This is a genomic window from Gaetbulibacter sp. S0825 (assembly GCF_011777505.1).
In the GTDB taxonomy this organism is placed as follows: domain Bacteria; phylum Bacteroidota; class Bacteroidia; order Flavobacteriales; family Flavobacteriaceae; genus Pontimicrobium.
This window is the reverse complement of the sequence record NZ_JAATJT010000001.1, coordinates 801,413-817,176: the sequence shown is the minus strand read 5'-3', so window position 1 is coordinate 817,176 and position 15,764 is coordinate 801,413. Positions and strand designations below refer to the sequence as shown.

19 protein-coding genes are annotated in these 15,764 nt (G+C 32.3%); 12 read left to right on the top strand and 7 right to left on the bottom strand.

Annotated features, from left to right (window positions below; all coding sequences use genetic code 11):
- The first annotated feature begins 89 nt into the window (after positions 1-89).
- Positions 90-812, top strand: coding sequence for a DUF6503 family protein (locus HB672_RS03830; protein ID WP_167607981.1), 723 nt, complete (start codon positions 90-92; stop codon positions 810-812).
- A 4-nt stretch (positions 813-816) separates the two neighbouring features.
- On the opposite strand, the gene HB672_RS03825 is transcribed toward HB672_RS03830, so the two are convergent.
- The 4 genes from HB672_RS03825 to HB672_RS03810 form a co-directional block, all read right to left on the bottom strand.
- Positions 817-1,323: an RDD family protein gene (locus tag HB672_RS03825; RefSeq protein ID WP_167607978.1), complete on the bottom strand. Its 507-nt coding sequence runs from the start codon at positions 1,321-1,323 to the stop codon at positions 817-819.
- A 146-nt stretch (positions 1,324-1,469) separates the two neighbouring features.
- A complete protein-coding gene (locus HB672_RS03820) occupies positions 1,470-3,965 on the bottom strand; it encodes a ribonucleoside-diphosphate reductase subunit alpha (protein WP_167607974.1) in 2,496 nt (831 codons plus the stop codon).
- A gap of 194 nt (positions 3,966-4,159) precedes the next feature.
- A complete protein-coding gene (locus HB672_RS03815; RefSeq protein ID WP_167607957.1) occupies positions 4,160-5,140 on the bottom strand; it encodes a ribonucleotide-diphosphate reductase subunit beta in 981 nt (326 codons plus the stop codon).
- 344 nt (positions 5,141-5,484) lie between these two features.
- Positions 5,485-6,054 carry a DUF3109 family protein gene (locus tag HB672_RS03810; RefSeq protein WP_167607953.1) on the bottom strand — a complete coding sequence of 190 codons (570 nt, stop codon included), beginning with the start codon at positions 6,052-6,054 and terminating at the stop codon, positions 5,485-5,487.
- A gap of 127 nt (positions 6,055-6,181) precedes the next feature.
- On the opposite strand from HB672_RS03810, the gene HB672_RS03805 reads away from it, so the two are divergent.
- From HB672_RS03805 to HB672_RS03795, 3 genes are read left to right on the top strand one after another with little or no spacing between them, the layout of a single operon-like run.
- Entirely contained in the window at positions 6,182-6,760 is a 579-nt protein-coding gene (locus HB672_RS03805) for a MarC family protein (RefSeq protein ID WP_167610258.1), read from the top strand.
- A gap of 2 nt (positions 6,761-6,762) precedes the next feature.
- The gene (locus HB672_RS03800) at positions 6,763-6,966 is read left to right on the top strand and encodes a hypothetical protein (protein ID WP_167607950.1); all 204 of its coding nucleotides are present in this window, start codon (positions 6,763-6,765) and stop codon (positions 6,964-6,966) included.
- Complete coding sequence (locus HB672_RS03795; RefSeq protein WP_167607945.1) at positions 6,966-7,574, top strand: FAD-dependent oxidoreductase; 609 nt, start codon at positions 6,966-6,968, stop codon at positions 7,572-7,574. Before HB672_RS03800 ends, HB672_RS03795 begins: the two co-directional genes overlap by 1 nt.
- Here the strand turns inward: HB672_RS03795 and HB672_RS03790 are convergent.
- The 3 genes from HB672_RS03790 to HB672_RS03780 all read right to left on the bottom strand — a co-directional run bounded on the left by HB672_RS03790 (position 7,571) and on the right by HB672_RS03780 (position 10,306).
- Positions 7,571-9,160 (bottom strand): S41 family peptidase, encoded by a 1,590-nt coding sequence (locus tag HB672_RS03790; protein WP_167607942.1) that lies wholly within the window; start codon positions 9,158-9,160, stop codon positions 7,571-7,573. The genes HB672_RS03795 and HB672_RS03790 overlap by 4 nt on opposite strands.
- On the bottom strand, positions 9,160-9,588 hold the full coding sequence (locus tag HB672_RS03785) for a dCMP deaminase family protein (protein WP_167607939.1): 429 nt from the start codon (positions 9,586-9,588) through the stop codon (positions 9,160-9,162). Before HB672_RS03785 ends, HB672_RS03790 begins: the two co-directional genes overlap by 1 nt.
- A 127-nt stretch (positions 9,589-9,715) precedes the next feature.
- Entirely contained in the window at positions 9,716-10,306 is a 591-nt protein-coding gene (locus HB672_RS03780; RefSeq protein WP_167607936.1) for a HupE/UreJ family protein, read from the bottom strand.
- A 72-nt stretch (positions 10,307-10,378) separates the two neighbouring features.
- On the opposite strand from HB672_RS03780, the gene HB672_RS03775 reads away from it, so the two are divergent.
- Genes HB672_RS03775 through HB672_RS03740 form a run of 8 tightly spaced genes read left to right on the top strand, consistent with a single transcriptional unit; the run spans position 10,379 to position 15,762 of the window.
- A complete protein-coding gene (locus HB672_RS03775) occupies positions 10,379-11,140 on the top strand; it encodes a DUF481 domain-containing protein (RefSeq protein WP_167607932.1) in 762 nt (253 codons plus the stop codon).
- A gap of 50 nt (positions 11,141-11,190) precedes the next feature.
- Positions 11,191-12,372, top strand: a complete 1,182-nt coding sequence (gene glp / locus HB672_RS03770; RefSeq protein ID WP_167607929.1) for a gephyrin-like molybdotransferase Glp — start codon at positions 11,191-11,193, stop codon at positions 12,370-12,372.
- 5 nt (positions 12,373-12,377) lie between these two features.
- Complete coding sequence (locus tag HB672_RS03765; RefSeq protein WP_167607926.1) at positions 12,378-12,722, top strand: LysR family transcriptional regulator; 345 nt, start codon at positions 12,378-12,380, stop codon at positions 12,720-12,722.
- Complete coding sequence (locus tag HB672_RS03760) at positions 12,712-13,455, top strand: sulfite exporter TauE/SafE family protein (RefSeq protein ID WP_167607922.1); 744 nt, start codon at positions 12,712-12,714, stop codon at positions 13,453-13,455. Before HB672_RS03765 ends, HB672_RS03760 begins: the two co-directional genes overlap by 11 nt.
- Entirely contained in the window at positions 13,456-14,028 is a 573-nt protein-coding gene (locus HB672_RS03755) for a molybdenum cofactor guanylyltransferase (RefSeq protein WP_167607918.1), read from the top strand.
- Positions 14,012-14,245 carry a MoaD/ThiS family protein gene (locus HB672_RS03750; RefSeq protein ID WP_167607915.1) on the top strand — a complete coding sequence of 78 codons (234 nt, stop codon included), beginning with the start codon at positions 14,012-14,014 and terminating at the stop codon, positions 14,243-14,245. Before HB672_RS03755 ends, HB672_RS03750 begins: the two co-directional genes overlap by 17 nt.
- Before the next feature lie 3 nt (positions 14,246-14,248).
- Positions 14,249-15,319: a HesA/MoeB/ThiF family protein gene (locus HB672_RS03745; RefSeq protein ID WP_167607912.1), complete on the top strand. Its 1,071-nt coding sequence runs from the start codon at positions 14,249-14,251 to the stop codon at positions 15,317-15,319.
- On the top strand, positions 15,316-15,762 hold the full coding sequence (locus HB672_RS03740) for a molybdenum cofactor biosynthesis protein MoaE (protein ID WP_167607909.1): 447 nt from the start codon (positions 15,316-15,318) through the stop codon (positions 15,760-15,762). The genes HB672_RS03745 and HB672_RS03740 overlap by 4 nt, the downstream gene beginning before the upstream one ends.
- Positions 15,763-15,764 lie beyond the last annotated feature (2 nt).

The following is a 15,764-nucleotide window of genomic DNA, read 5'->3' as shown; positions in this document are numbered from 1 at the left end:
TAGTTTTTGTCGACTAAATTTCATTAAATATAAATTAAAAAACTAGTATCTTGTTATGACAAAAGTCATGTTACTAAAACTATTTATATATGAAAGCCTTATTTGCTAGTTGTATTTTAATTACAATGTTGTTGTCTTCCTGCAAAGAAATACCTCTAACTGGAGAAATTTTACTAGACAAAGCCATTGATTACCATGATCCAAATAACAATTGGAATACTTTTAATGCAGCATTTAAAGTACGTATGGAAACACCTAACAGTGCCGATAGATTAAGTAATATTTTAATTAATCTACCTGAAGACCTGTTTTCTTTAACTGCAACTAGAGATACAATAACTACAAAGTATACTGTTAACAAAGGCGAATGTATTATTGGATTAAATGATGATTTAAATATTGATGAAGAAACCGCAAAAGCAAATAATTTAAGTTGTGATCGCGCCAATATGTATAAAAACTACTATACTTATTTGTATGGTTTACCTATGAAATTAAAAGATCCTGGAACTCATATTGACAAAATAGTTGAAACGAAAACATTTAAAGGCAAAGAGTATTTAGTACTAAAAGCAACTTATGATGAAGCCGTTGGAACAGATATTTGGTATTTCTATTTTGATCCTGAAACGTATGCTATGGAAATCTATCAGTTTTTTAAACAAGACGATAGTGGCAACCAAAAAGATGATACTGGCGAATATATTTTATTAACCAAAGAAGCTATAGTTAACGGTATTAAAATGCCTAAAAACCGTGATTGGTATTATAATAAAGATGATGGCTATTTAGGAACTGATATTTTGGAATAAATTATTACTCTAAAGGTTTTCCAATAAGTTCCAATTCCAATTCTGTTTCTTTTTTTATTTTGAATTTAACTTCATCTACGACATAAGTTTCAGAAAGTGAATCATGCCATCCTCTACCTTGGTCTCCTAGAAAAGAAAATGCTTCAAAGGGTATATATCTACATAAGCTTCTAATGAAAATATCTCCACTACTAGGTTTTGATCCGTCTTTCAGTACCACAATAGTTTTGGTAATGAATTTTCCGAGTGATTTTTGAAAAAAGATTTCCATTAAAAAATAGTAAGTAAGCCCAATTATTAAGTTTAGAATATACTCTTCAACTCTACTTATATTTGAAAAATAATCTAATGGCCCTTCAATACCTAATAACGCAATGAAGCCAACAGCCATTCCTATTAAAATTGAAAAAATATAATATCCAGCAAAATCAATTATCATATTAACAAAACGTTTCTCCTTGCTAGCATAAATTTGAGGTGTAACTAAAAAATTACGTGAAGTGATATTCATAATTGTAGGTTTAAGCTGTCTCAAATATAACAATCAAAAATAAAATTGTCTGATTTTTTCTCATTTTTATCAATAACGCAAATCCTTTAAAAATAAAAAAGCACCTCTTTCGAGATGCTTTTTAACAACATTTATTTATTGAATTATTAAGAACCGCACATTAAACAATCGTCTCCTTCAGCTTCTTTAGCTTGGGCAATTAAAGCTTTCATTTCTTCAGCAGACATTGGTTCAACTTCGGTTTCTTGTGCAAATTTTACAGCAGTTTTAGCTGCCTTTTCTTTACGTTGGGCCACAACAATCTCTTCGGTTGCATCTGGAGTTGCAACAGCTACTTCAACAACAGCCTCTGCTTCTACTGGTTGCTCTTTCTTCTTTTTATCCAACGTAAACTTAATCGCATCTACAGCACTCTTCGTACGTAAATAATACATTCCTGTTTTTAAACCACTCTTCCAAGCGTAAAAATGCATTGATGTTAATTTTGCCATAGTGGCACCTTCCATAAATAGGTTAAGTGACTGAGACTGATCAATAAAATAGCCTCTTTGACGAGACATATCAATAATATCTTTCATACTCAATTCCCAAACTGTTTTGTAAAGCTCCTTGATGTCTTGAGGGATAACATCAATTCCTTGTACAGAACCGTTGGCTCTCATGATTTCTTGTTTAAGGGCATCATTCCATAGGCCAAGTTCAACTAAATCCTCTAACAAGTGTTTATTTACTACAATAAACTCACCAGATAATACACGACGTGTGTAAATATTTGATGTATATGGTTCGAAACATTCATTGTTTCCTAAAATTTGTGACGTACTAGCTGTAGGCATTGGTGCTACTAATAACGAATTACGAATACCGTGTTTTTTAACTTGCTTACGTAGTTTTGCCCAATCCCAATTACCACTTAATTCTTCATCTTTAACTCCCCAAAGGTTGTGTTGGAATTCTCCATTACTTATTGGAGAGCCTTCATAGGTTTGGTAAGACCCATCTTCTTTCGCTTCTTCCATACTAGCAGTTACTGCAGCAAAATAGAGTGTTTCAAAAATATCTTGATTTAGCTTTTTAGCTTCATCGCATGTAAATGGTAAGCGTAGTTTAATAAACGTATCTGCTAATCCTTGAACTCCTAGACCTATTGGCCTATGACGGAAATTAGAGTTTTCAGCTTCTTTAACAGGATAGTAATTTCTATCAATTACCTTATTAAGGTTTTTGGTAACACGCTTGGTAATTCTATATAACTCTTTATGGTCAAATTCTCCATTTTTAATAAACATTGGCAATGCAATAGAAGCTAGGTTACAAACTGCAACCTCATCTGGAGATGTATACTCCATAATCTCGGTACATAAGTTAGACGAACGAATCGTACCTAAATTCTTTTGGTTAGATTTTCTATTAGCAGCATCCTTATAAAGCATGTAAGGCGTCCCTGTTTCAATTTGAGATTCAGTGATTTTTTCCCAAAGTTCCCGTGCTCTAATAGTTTTACGTCCTTTTCCTGCTTCTTCGTACTTGGTATATAATGCTTCAAACTCTTCGCTATGTGTGTCTGGTAATCCAGGGCATTCGTTAGGACACATTAACGTCCATTCGCCATCTTCTTGCACACGTATCATGAACAAATCTGGAATCCACATCGCATAGAATAAATCACGTGCGCGCATTTCTTCTTTACCATGATTTTTCTTTAAATCCAAAAAGTCAAAAATATCGGCATGCCATGGTTCTATATACATAGCAAAACTTCCTTTTCTTTTCCCACCTCCTTGATCTACGTAACGTGCTGTATCGTTAAATACTTGTAGCATTGGCACAATACCATTAGATGTGCCATTTGTACCTGCAATATAACTTCCCGTAGCACGTATATTATGTATTGCCAATCCAATACCTCCTGCTGATTGTGAAATTTTAGCAGTTTGTTTAAGTGTATCGTAAATACCGTCTATACTGTCATCTTTCATTGTTAAAAGAAAACATGATGACATTTGTGGTTTAGGTGTCCCTGAGTTAAAAAGTGTAGGTGTAGCGTGCGTAAAATATTTTTTAGACATCAACTCGTATGTTTCAATAGCTGAATCTAAATCGTTTAAATGAATCCCTACAGAAACACGCATTAACATGTGTTGTGGACGCTCTGCAATTTGTCCATTAAGCTTTAATAAATATGAACGCTCTAATGTTTTAAACCCAAAATAATCATATCCAAAATCACGATTATAGATAATAGTAGAGTCTAATTTCTCTTTATTCTCCATAATAACATTATATACCTCGTCCGACAGCAAAGGAGCATCTTTACCTGTTCTTGGATTTACATAGGTATATAAATCGTGCATTACTTCGCTAAACGTTTTTTTAGTGTTTTTGTGTAAATTAGAAACAGAAATTCTAGCGGCTAAGCGTGCATAATCTGGGTGAGCTGTGGTTAATGTAGCGGCAATTTCAGCAGCTAAATTATCCAATTCGCTTGTGGTTACTCCATCGTATAACCCTTCAATAACCCTCATAGCCACCTTTACAGGGTCGACAAGTTCGTTTAATCCATAACACAATTTCCTCACTCTAGCAGTGATTTTGTCGAACATCATCGGCTCTTTTCTTCCGTCTCTTTTTACTACATACATACGTTTTTAGGTCTTTAATGTTTTCTGAAACTTCGTCAGAAAAATGATTAATTAGTTGGTTTTAGGTATTTCGTTTCAATTAATTAAAGCGGTTTCTTTCTACTTACGTTTTCAAGAAACGCTTGGTTAATTTGTTAAAAATATTATTAGTTTTCCCTGTATTTTTGGGAATGATTTTAATTCAAAAAAATGAATTAAAAGTCCGCGTCAAAGCTAAACTTGTCTTTTTCTTCTTCTTTGTTAAGAACTCCTGCTTTTTGATATTCAGACACGCGTTTTTCAAAGAAATTTGTTTTTCCTTGTAATGAAATCATGTCCATGAAATCAAATGGATTTGTTGAATTATAAACTTTTTCACATTCAAATTCAACCAACAATCTATCTGTCACAAACTCTAAATATTGTGTCATTAATTTAGCGTTCATCCCAATTAAACTTACTGGTAACGACTCTGTAATAAACGAGCGCTCAATATCTAAAGCATTGGTCAATATTTTTGTGATACGCTCTTTAGGCACTTTATTTATCATGTGGTTATTGTGTAAATGCACAGCAAAATCACAATGAAGCCCTTCGTCTCTAGATATTAATTCATTCGAGAAGGTTAATCCAGGCATTAAACCACGTTTTTTAAGCCAAAAAATAGAGCAAAAACTTCCAGAGAAAAAGATGCCTTCAACAGCAGCAAATGCAATTAGGCGTTCAGCAAAGCTTGGCGAATCAATCCATTTTAAAGCCCAATCTGCCTTTTCTTTGATTGCTGGGAATACTTCAATAGCTCTAAAAAGCTGGTCTTTTTCGGCTTCATCTTTTACATAAGTGTCAATTAATAACGAATACACCTCAGAGTGAATGTTTTCCATCATTATTTGGAAGCCATAAAAGAATTTTGCTTCGGTATATTGCACTTCAGACACGAAGTTTTCGGCCAAATTTTCATTTACAATTCCATCACTCGCTGCAAAAAATGCTAAAATATGCTTTATAAAATAGCGTTCGTCGTCACTTAGTTTACTATCCCAATCAATTATGTCTTGATGAAGGTCGATTTCTTCAGCTGTCCAAAAACTAGCTTCCTGTTTTTTATACCATTCCCAAATATCATGATGTTGAATAGGAAAAATAACAAATCGATCTTTGTTTTCTTGTAAAATGGGCTCTGTTTGGTTTGACATAATTGTTTGAAAATTTTAAAAATTATAGGTATAAAAATTAGCTTAATCTAGGGACTCACAAATATTCAAAAAAGCACTTAAATACGAAAGGTTATTTTATAAACAATGTTAACAAGTTTTTAACAACGAGTGATTTTTTTCCCACAAAAGAGTTTACAAAAAATTTATATTAACTATTTGATTGTCAATTACTTAATAATTTTGAATATTTTGAAACCCTTATAAAATATGGGATTTTTAGAAAATGAAAAATTAGAAAATTCACACGAAATTCTATTTTTAGTCAATTAATTTAAAAAAAAAAATGAATAAATTTTAAACAATTTAAACTAAAAAATAATACGCTATTTCGTCATGGTATTAGCAACTTTTTCTAGCTCTGCGTACCAATCTTCGCCAAACTTTCTAATAAGCGCTTCTTTCACGAATTTGTAAACTGGTACTTGTAATTCTTTACCGAGTTGACAAGCATCATCGCATATGTGCCAATGATGATAATTTACAGCTGAAAATTCACTATAATCTTTCACACGAATTGGGTATAAATGACAAGAAACTGGTTTTTTCCATGTAACTTCTCCTTGATTATAGGCTTCTTCAATGCCACAGAGAGCAGTATTGTGTTCATCAAAAATAACGTAAGCGCAATCTGCACCATCTATTAATGGGGTTTCTAGTTCACCTTCTTCTGTTTTAATAAAAGTTCCTTGTGCTTCAATGGCCTCAATCCCTTCTTTTCTTAAAAAAGGCTTTACTTTTGGATAAATATCTTTTAAAATTGAAGATTCATGAGCTTCTAAGGGTGCTCCAGCGTCACCATCAATACAACAAGCGCCTTTGCATGCATTTAAATTACATACGAAGTCTTTTTCTATAATATCTTCAGAAACTATTGTCTTACCTAGTTGAAACATGCTGCAAATATAATGGTATTTATGCAGCAATTATCAACAAAATGTAAACCTTAAACATTGATATATTTTGTTGTTACAAATACAATTTAATTGACGAACTTTGCACAAATTTTCTAATTATAGAACTGTGCAATTAAATTTTAAAGAAATATTTACAGCATTCATGGTGCTATTCGCTGTTATTGATATTATAGGGAATATTCCGATAATCATTGATTTAAGAAAAAAAGTTGGGCATATACAAAGTGAAAAGGCTTCGATAATAGCTGGAATTATAATGATAGTATTCCTGTTTTTAGGTAAAAGCCTATTATCACTAATTGGAATTGATGTTAACTCTTTTGCTGTTGCTGGTGCCTTTGTTTTGTTTTTTATAGCATTAGAAATGATTTTAGGTGTAACACTTTATAAAGACAATAACGATAGCGGTGTTACAGCTTCTATTTTTCCTTTAGCATTTCCATTAATTGCTGGCCCTGGGAGCTTAACAACCCTTTTATCTTTAAGAGCTGAATTTAGATTAGAAAACATAATAGTAGCTGTTATTATTAATGTGATATTGATTTATGCCGTTTTAAAAACATCGGTCAAAATTGAGCACATTATTGGTAAAAATGGGATTAATATCATTAGAAAAGTATTTGGTGTTATACTGCTTGCTATAGCTGTTAAATTATTTGCAGCAAATATTAAAGTCTTATTTTAATTATGAAAATTTTTACGTATATATTAAGTATTATCGCTTTAGGTTTAATCATTTTTAACCTAACCCAAATAGATTACAATGATCCTTTTGGAGATAAAAGTACTGTCGCTTTAATAACTGTTATGGCAGGTTTATGCACCATTTTATTGCTTGCTATTATAAGGGTTTCCAAAAAAATTGAAACCAAAGTAAAAAGGAGACGCTAATGCTGGATGTTTTAATTATTGGTGCTGGAGCAGCAGGAATGTCGTGCGGTTTGGTTTTGGGGTCAGCTAATAATAGACCTTATGTACTGAATAAAAAAATTGCTATTGTTACCCATCAAAAAACATCTCACCTTCAAACAGCATTGTTTAATAATGTTTTAGGCATTTCTCCAGGGACTACTGGAGCCTTTATCTTAGAGAGTGGAAAAAAACAGCTTAAAGATTTATATCCTCATATTACACAAATCGAAAATGAAAAGGTTTGCGAGATTTTTAAGAGCTCAAATTATTTTGAAATTTTGACTAACAAAAATCATTACAAAGCTAAAATAGTTGTCGTGGCGGTTGGCTACACCAACTTGATTACCATTAACGGATTAGAAGATTACATTGAACCTCATCCAAGAACTGAAAAAGAAAAAAACAAAATTTGGCTAAAAAACACAAATCATTTAGTTACTAAAAATCTATATGTGACTGGTACTTTAGCTGGTTGGCGAAGTCAATTTGCAATAGCTTCTGGCAGTGGTGCTCATGTAGCTACAGATATTCTTACCTTGTGGAATAACGGAAAGCATACTAAGGTTCATGATAAAATAACCGGCTAATTATTACTTACTAACTCAAAAACTTTTTTCAACATAGCGTCATTCGTATTTAAAACTTGCATGTGAGCTTCAGTACCGTACAATTGTTCGGCAAGAGTAGCTTTTATATATAGTTTAACCTCTTCACGATAGGCGACAAAGGTAATTTTATAGCGTGTTCTTCTATTTATATACTCTGTAAAACGTTCCAAATCGTTATCTGTGACAATATAATTGTTTACAAAATCTTCTTGAGACATGTTTTGATAAGGCGTTCTATCTTTATCTAGATCCTCAAACACAAAATAACTCATCATACCACTACCAATAATTCTATTGATAGTACCATTTTCCATTTTCTTATCAATTGGCACAAATACATCAGGAATTATGCCTCCGCCTCCATAAACCACTTTCCCATTTGGTGTTGTAAATTTTAAGGAATCGGCTACCTCTATGTTTTTAGCTTCTGATAATTCTCCATTATCTATTCGCTTGTAATATTCGTGGTAATAATCTTCATTTCCATTTTCATAACTACGTTGTATTGAGCGTCCAGTTGGAGTGTAATATCTTGATACTGTTAGTCTTACCGCACTACCATCACCTAAAGCCATATCTCGTTGAACTAAGCCTTTACCAAAAGAGCGTCTCCCAAGGATAGTCCCTTTATCATTATCTTGTAAAGCTCCTGCTATAATCTCACTTGCCGAGGCTGAGTTTTCATTAATTAATACATAGATTTCTCCACTTTCAAAATCACCTTTTTTTGTCGCAAAATAATTTTCAATCTTCCCTTTTTTGTTTTTTGTAAACACGATAAGTTTATCATCTTCTAAAAACTCATCAGCGATTTGCTTAGCAATATGCAAAAAGCCTCCAGGATTATCTCTAAGATCTAAAACTAATTTTGTAGCGCCTTGAATTTGTAAATTATCAAGCCCTTCTTTAAATTCTTTATAAGTCGATTCGGCAAAACGATTCACTTTTATATATCCCAAATTATCGGATAACATATAAGACGCATCTACACTTTTAAGCGGCACTTCACTAAATTTTACTTTAAAATCAAGTAATTTTGGCTCGCCTCGTCTATAAACTTTAAGTTTTATCTTTGTGTTTTTTTCTCCCTTTAACTTGGCTAGAATATCGTCGTTACTCCAGTTTGGCCCAAAAATTGAATCTCCGTCAACAACTACAATTCTATCGCCGCCTTTAATTCCTACCTTTTTACTTGGCCCATCTTCTAAAGCTCTAATAACTGTTGCTGAATCTTTATATGTATATAAACTAACACCGATACCTATAAAATCTCCTTTCATATTATCGGTTACTTTTTGGAGATCTTTTTTTGGTATATAAGTTGAGTGCGGATCGAGATTGTCTAATATGCGATTTACGGTCACATCCACAATACTATCAGTATCTATTTGATCAACATACTCGTAGTCTATATAATCTATGAGCCTGTTGATTTTATCTTTTTTAGAATTAGAAGTAAACAGTCTGTCGGATTTATCGGTAAAACTCAATTTTCCACCTATAAATATCCCTAATGCAATGGCTGCACTAATAATTATTGGCAAATATTTTTTTTGGATATTCATTAATTTAATTCGCTAACATGTTTTACATCAATTCCTGCTTTTTTTAAAAAACTAATTCCTGAATCATCTTTATACGCTTTACTATAAACTACCCTAACAATTCCAGCTTGATGTATTAGTTTACTACATTCTTTACATGGCGACAATGTGATATACAATGTTCCACCCTTACAAGATTGCGTAGATGATGCTACCTTAGAAATGGCGTTAGCTTCAGCATGTAATACATACCATTTTGTATAGCCGCTGTCATCTTCACAAAAGTTTTCAAACCCTGTTGGCGTTCCGTTATAACCGTCAGAGATTATCATTCTATCTTTTACAATAATTGCGCCAACCTTTTTCCGCTCACAATAGGAGAGTTCCCCCCATTCTTGAGCCATACGTAAGTAGGCTTTATCATATTTTAGTTGTTTTTTCTCTGACATGAATTTATTTTAATCTTCTTTTAAATAGAATAGAACATCAAATGTAACGAATTCCTTTACATATATAATAGCTGCTTACTCTAACTAACGTTAAAGTTTTACAAAACTTTTATAACAATATCATAAATTAAGAAAAGATATCACTTTCAATTAGTATAGGTATTACTAAACCTACTACAATTGCAGATAGTACCATCATCCAGTCGCGCCTTGAAAATCTAAAAATGGTTTGAGTAAAGAATCCTAAAAAGAGTACAACAAAAACTATAATTACTTGTGCTATTTCAATACCTAATGCAAACTCTATGAGTGGCATTAATTTGTCTTCAGATTTTCCCATAAACATCTTAAACTCTCTTGCGAATCCAAGTCCATGAACGATTCCAAAAAACAATGTCGATAAAAACAAGACTCCTATTTTTTGTTCTTTCCCTTTTTTACCTGCTGTAAATATATTGTAAAGCGCAACTATTAATATGGTAACTGGAATCAAAAACTCCACTAAAACACCATTAATGCTTACAATATCATAAGCTGCCAACACAAGTGATAGTGTGTGCCCTAAAGTAAAAGTAGATACTAAAATTAGAACGCGTTTCCAATCTTTAAAAACATAAGGAACAGTAAGTACCATTAAAAAAAGTACATGGTCGTAACCATTGATATCCAATACGTGATTAATGCCATATTGAACATTAAACCAAAAATTATCAAGCATAACATACTGATTTGAGTTAGTCAAAATTAATAAATTAATATTTAACTATATTTAATTAATAAACCAACCAATATGAAACAACAATTTTTAATCGTATTTGCTTTAGCATTTACATCATTTTCTCATGCACAACTGGTAAATATTGAGTCCAAACGAATGCAAACAGATTCGATAAGATTTGTTTTAAGGAGTGATTTTTCATTTAGTTATGATAATTATGACGGAGATTACATTTACAGGATCGGAAGCAGTCTTTCAACTCAAGTAAAATCCAAAGACCTTAAGAAAATATATTTCTTGCTAGGAAATTATAATTTAATTCGGTCGGAAGCTCAAGACTTCCAAAACACTTGGTTTTTACATTTACGATACAATCAAAAACTATCTAATCTATTTAGGTTTGAAACTTTTGTACAAAGCCAACATAATCAATTGCTAGCGATTAACTCAAGAAACTTAGTTGGAGCTGGATTACGTTTTAAATTGGTGTCTAAAGAAAATGTAAGATTGTATTTAGGTAATGCTTATATGTATGAAGAAGAAAAAAGTGACACTTTCAACACAAAAGAATATAACCACAGAAATAGCACCTATTTGTCAATTTCGGCTACTATTGCCGAGAGCAATGTAAACATCACAAATACTGTTTACTTCCAACCTTTATATAAAGATTTTTCAGATTTTAGAGTTTTAGAACAACTAAAAATTGATGTTCCTTTAAGTAGGGTTTTAAGTTTATATACTCTTTTCGACTACTATCATGACAACATAACGCCCTCTGGAGACTCTCAGTTTTCTACAAACATTAGTATTGGTATAGGTATAAAACTATAATTTGCTTGTCATTTTTTTTGTCGTTATATTTGATGAGATATAGCGATAAGATGATATCAATACAACAAGCAATTTCAATAGTTAAAGAAAATACCAATCCCTTAAATACAAGTGAGAAAAAGCATATAAATAATTGCCTTGGATTCACGTTAGCAGAAGATGTTTTTTCTTCCATCAATATGCCTCCTTTCAGGCAATCTGCTATGGATGGCTATGCAGTTAAAATGCATGAATCAAACACCTATAAAATTATTGGTGAAGTAAAGGCTGGCGATGGACATCAACCTACCTTACACTCTGGTGAAGCTGTTAGAATTTTTACTGGTGCTCCAGTACCTGATACTGCCAATGCTATTATTATTCAAGAGCATGTTACAGTAGAGAAACAAATTCTTAGAGCCAATAAACCAATTGCCTTAAACGCCAACATTAGACCTTTAGGAGAGCAAACAAAAGAGGGAGACATCGCCTTACAAAAAGGCATTAAATTAACACCAGCTGGAATTGGTTTTTTAACATCGCTTGGTATTACTGAGGTCATGATTAACAAACCCCTTTCCATTGCTTTAGTAGTCACAGGAAATGAGTTGGCAAAAGCCGGAGAATCTCTTCAATATGGTCAAATCTATGAAAGCAATGCTATTATGTTGTCATCTGCTTTAAGGAGTTTAGGTTATATGAATGTGGAAATTACGACTGTAGGAGATGATTATCAAAGCACTTACAATGTATTGCAAAATGTCATATCTAATAATGATATGGTTTTAGTGTCTGGAGGAATTTCTGTTGGAGATTATGATTTTGTAGGGAAGGCATTACTAGACATTGGTGTTGAGCAACTCTTTTACAAAGTGAAACAGAAACCAGGAAAACCTTTGTTTTTCGGAAAAAAAGGAAATGCATTTGTGTTTGCACTTCCGGGAAACCCTGCTTCTGCCTTAAGTTGTTTTTATGTGTATGTAAATACGGCTTTACAACGTTTATCTGGGAACGAACATTTTGAATTACTTAAAACAACTGCTAAGTCCACATCAAGTTTTAATAAAAGAGGAGATAGGGCTCAATTTTTAAAAGCTATATATAATAATGGCAAAGTAGCGATTCTCGAAGGACAAAACTCTTCTATGATTCACACTTTTGCTTTAGCCAATGCATTAGTGTATGTCCCAGAAAATATTCTTGAAATTAACATTGATGATACTGTTGATGTCATTCTACTTCCAATAAACTAATTACTATGAAGTATAAAATAAAAAGCCGTATTTGGATTGAAGCTGATGATAATATTTTGCTAGGTGAGGGACGCGTCGCGTTACTTAAAGCTATTGAAGAAACTGGTTCTTTATCAAAAGCTGCTAAGTCCATAAAAATGTCTTATAAAAAAGCGTGGTCGTTAATTGATGCTTTAAATTCGAGAGCACAAAAGCAAGTTGTTACCACTAGTATTGGTGGTAAAGGTGGTGGTGGTGCAGAATTAACTGATTATGGAAGAAATTTAATTAATGCTTTTGACACTATAAATCAAAACTGTTGGGACTTTTTAGACCAAGAAATGAAAAAACAACTATATCATGATTTTTGATATAGAACACATATGGTTGTTTTTACTCATATTACCAATAGTTGCGTTTTTATATGCTAGTGTTGGTCATGGTGGTGCAAGTGGCTATTTGGCACTCATGGCATTATTTTCTTTTGCCCCAGAAACTATGAAACCAACCGCGTTATTATTAAATGTCTTTGTTGCTGGTATTGCTTCTTATCATTACTACAAAGCTGGTTTTTTCAATAAAAGATTATTTCTGTCTTTTGCAGTTGCATCCATTCCTATGGCATTTATTGGTGGCGCCATAGAAGTAGATGCTTCTATTTATAAAAATATTTTAGGCGTGCTTTTAATTTTTGCCATTCTAAAGATGCTTAATGTTTTTGGTAAAGAAATCAATACAGTTAATAAAATAAAAATTTGGCAAGGGCTTATTGTAGGTGGCATCATTGGTTTCTTCTCTGGGTTAATTGGTATTGGAGGTGGTATTATTTTAACTCCTATAATTCTGTTATTGCATTGGGGAAAAATGAAAGAAGCTGCCGCAGTGTCGGCGTTATTTATTTTAGTAAATTCCGCTTCTGCTCTAGTAGGTCAAATAAGTAGTGGTGTCCATATAGCTTACGACTCATTTATTTTAGCTGGAATTGCCTTGGTTGGTGGCTTTTTAGGAAGTTATCATGGAAGTAGAAAATTTAACAATGGGTTGTTGCGATATCTTTTAGCCTTTGTATTGATAATTGCATCTGTAAAACTAATTTTCGTTTAAATGATTAGTAAAAACGACATCACAGGTATCATTTTAGCAGGTGGGAAAAGTTCCAGAATGGGAACTGATAAAGCCACATTATTGCTTAAAGAAAAAACCTTTATTCAACACATTATTGAGGCAATGAAGCCCTTGGTTAAGAACATAGTTATAGTTAGTGACAATCCTAATCATGATGAATTTGAAATAAAAAGAATTGAAGATGTTATTAAAGATGCAGGCCCTTTAGCTGGAATATACTCAGGGTTACAGTGCTCAAAAACAGATTATAACCTTGTGGTTAGTTGTGATGTGCCATTAATTACCAGTGAAGTGTTAAGGCAATTAATTAAGAATTATGAAAATAATTATGACGTAATTCAGTTAAAAAGCTATCAAAAAACAATGCCTTTAACTGCCCTTTATAAGAAAACATGTGAACAACTCATTAAAGATTTGTTAGACAAAGGTGAAAGAAGAGTACGATTTGCTGTGTCCAAGCTTAAAACAAAAACAATAATACTTGATGACAATTTAGCCTCAGCTATAATAAATATTAATACTAAAGAAGAATTTGATGCAATTACAAATTAAATATTTTGGTCTTATAGCAGAAATCACTAACTGTGACAAAGAAACCATTGAGTTTTCAAAAACATTGATATCAGAACTTTTAGAAGAACTTTATGATAAATATCCTTCGTTAAAACAGAAAGATTTTAAAGTAGCACAAAACCATGAAATTGTTTCAAATAACAGCAAAATAACAAACCCAGAAATAGCATTATTACCACCGTTCTCTGGAGGTTAAACTATGAGTAGATATAACAGACATATCATTTTATCAGATGTTGGTCCAGAAGGACAAAACAAAATATCAAATGCAAAAGTATTAGTTATTGGTGCTGGAGGTTTGGGTTGTCCAGTATTACAATACTTAGCGGCGGCAGGAGTTGGGACTCTTGGCATTATAGACTTTGATATTGTTGAAGTATCAAATTTACAACGTCAAATATTGTTTGGAACATCCTCTTTAGGAATCAATAAAGCTTTAGCAGCTAAAGAACGTCTAGAGGATTTAAACCCAACTATACAAATCAATACTTATCAAGAAGCTTTAACTCCTCAAAATGCTTTAGAGTTATTTAAAAATTACGACATTATTGTGGATGGGACTGATAATTTTGAAACACGCTATCTAATTAATGATGCTGCAGTAATAAACAATAAGCCTCTAGTTTATGGTGCTATTTATAAGTTTGAAGGCCAAGTGTCAGTTTTTAATTATAACAATGGTCCAAGCTATAGATGCCTCTTCCCAATAATACCTAAAAAAGGGTCTGTTGCCAATTGCTCTGAGGTTGGAGTTCTTGGTGTGTTACCAGGAATTATTGGCACTATGCAAGCCAATGAAGTACTCAAAATAATTTTAGGGTTTGATGGTGTATTGTCTGGAAAACTATTCTGTTATAACTCAAAAACCAGCGAAACTTACACTCTAAAAGTTAAAAAATTAGATTCTGAAATTGAAAAAGTTTTGTCTGAAAAGGAGCATTTTAAAACACAAATATTCAACTTTAATTGTGGCTCAAAAAATGTGTTATTAAAGGATTTACATGAGTTTAAAAACATTCAGTTTATAGACGTTAGAGAGCTTCATGAAGAACCAAAAATCAAATTAGATAATTGTATTCAGATTCCTTTAAACCAACTAAATAATAACCTTGATAAAATTTCAACAACTAAAATAATCATCTTTTTCTGTCAGGCAGGAATTAGAAGTAGAACAGCTGTTGAAATTCTTAAAAAACACAATATAACTAATTGCTTTAGTCTTGAAGAAGGTGCTGCGGCAATTATTGAACAACTAAAAATAAAAGCATGACAAAAGAAAGGAAACCAAAAAATGTATTTAAAGAAGGTGCTATTTCTTCTGAATTTATAGCCGAATCAATTGCAAAACATCAAAGTAAAACATCTATTGGTGCTCATAATATTTTTTTGGGTCAAGTAAGAGCTGATGCCATAGATGGTAAAACGGTTTCTGCTATTGAATATACTGCTTACGAAGATATGGCAAATCCAAAATTTCATGAGATACGAGAAACCACATTCTCTAAATTTAATTTAACCTGTATGCATATTTATCATAGTTTAGGAACGGTTAAGAGTGGAGAAATTTGCTTATTTGTTTTTGTATCATCCCCAAGAAGAAAAGAAGTTTTTAAAGCTTTGGAATATGTAGTTGAAGAAATTAAAGCTAAAGTGCCTGTTTACGGTAAAGAAATTTTTGAAGATAGTACACATCAATGGAAAGTAAATAGTTAAAC

Coding starts and splice junctions, on each gene's coding strand:
- HB672_RS03790 (WP_167607942.1), bottom strand. CDS start 9,160: ATGAATATCCAAAAAAAATATTTGCCAATAATTATTAGTGCAGCCATT.
- glp (WP_167607929.1), top strand. CDS start 11,191: ATGATATCAATACAACAAGCAATTTCAATAGTTAAAGAAAATACCAAT.
- HB672_RS03740 (WP_167607909.1), top strand. CDS start 15,316: ATGACAAAAGAAAGGAAACCAAAAAATGTATTTAAAGAAGGTGCTATT.
- HB672_RS03825 (WP_167607978.1), bottom strand. CDS start 1,323: ATGAATATCACTTCACGTAATTTTTTAGTTACACCTCAAATTTATGCT.
- HB672_RS03760 (WP_167607922.1), top strand. CDS start 12,712: ATGATTTTTGATATAGAACACATATGGTTGTTTTTACTCATATTACCA.
- HB672_RS03815 (WP_167607957.1), bottom strand. CDS start 5,140: ATGTCAAACCAAACAGAGCCCATTTTACAAGAAAACAAAGATCGATTT.
- HB672_RS03785 (WP_167607939.1), bottom strand. CDS start 9,588: ATGTCAGAGAAAAAACAACTAAAATATGATAAAGCCTACTTACGTATG.
- HB672_RS03795 (WP_167607945.1), top strand. CDS start 6,966: ATGCTGGATGTTTTAATTATTGGTGCTGGAGCAGCAGGAATGTCGTGC.
- HB672_RS03820 (WP_167607974.1), bottom strand. CDS start 3,965: ATGTATGTAGTAAAAAGAGACGGAAGAAAAGAGCCGATGATGTTCGAC.
- HB672_RS03780 (WP_167607936.1), bottom strand. CDS start 10,306: ATGCTTGATAATTTTTGGTTTAATGTTCAATATGGCATTAATCACGTA.
- HB672_RS03750 (WP_167607915.1), top strand. CDS start 14,012: ATGCAATTACAAATTAAATATTTTGGTCTTATAGCAGAAATCACTAAC.
- HB672_RS03745 (WP_167607912.1), top strand. CDS start 14,249: ATGAGTAGATATAACAGACATATCATTTTATCAGATGTTGGTCCAGAA.
- HB672_RS03830 (WP_167607981.1), top strand. CDS start 90: ATGAAAGCCTTATTTGCTAGTTGTATTTTAATTACAATGTTGTTGTCT.
- HB672_RS03755 (WP_167607918.1), top strand. CDS start 13,456: ATGATTAGTAAAAACGACATCACAGGTATCATTTTAGCAGGTGGGAAA.
- HB672_RS03810 (WP_167607953.1), bottom strand. CDS start 6,054: ATGTTTCAACTAGGTAAGACAATAGTTTCTGAAGATATTATAGAAAAA.
- HB672_RS03765 (WP_167607926.1), top strand. CDS start 12,378: ATGAAGTATAAAATAAAAAGCCGTATTTGGATTGAAGCTGATGATAAT.
- HB672_RS03775 (WP_167607932.1), top strand. CDS start 10,379: ATGAAACAACAATTTTTAATCGTATTTGCTTTAGCATTTACATCATTT.
- HB672_RS03800 (WP_167607950.1), top strand. CDS start 6,763: ATGAAAATTTTTACGTATATATTAAGTATTATCGCTTTAGGTTTAATC.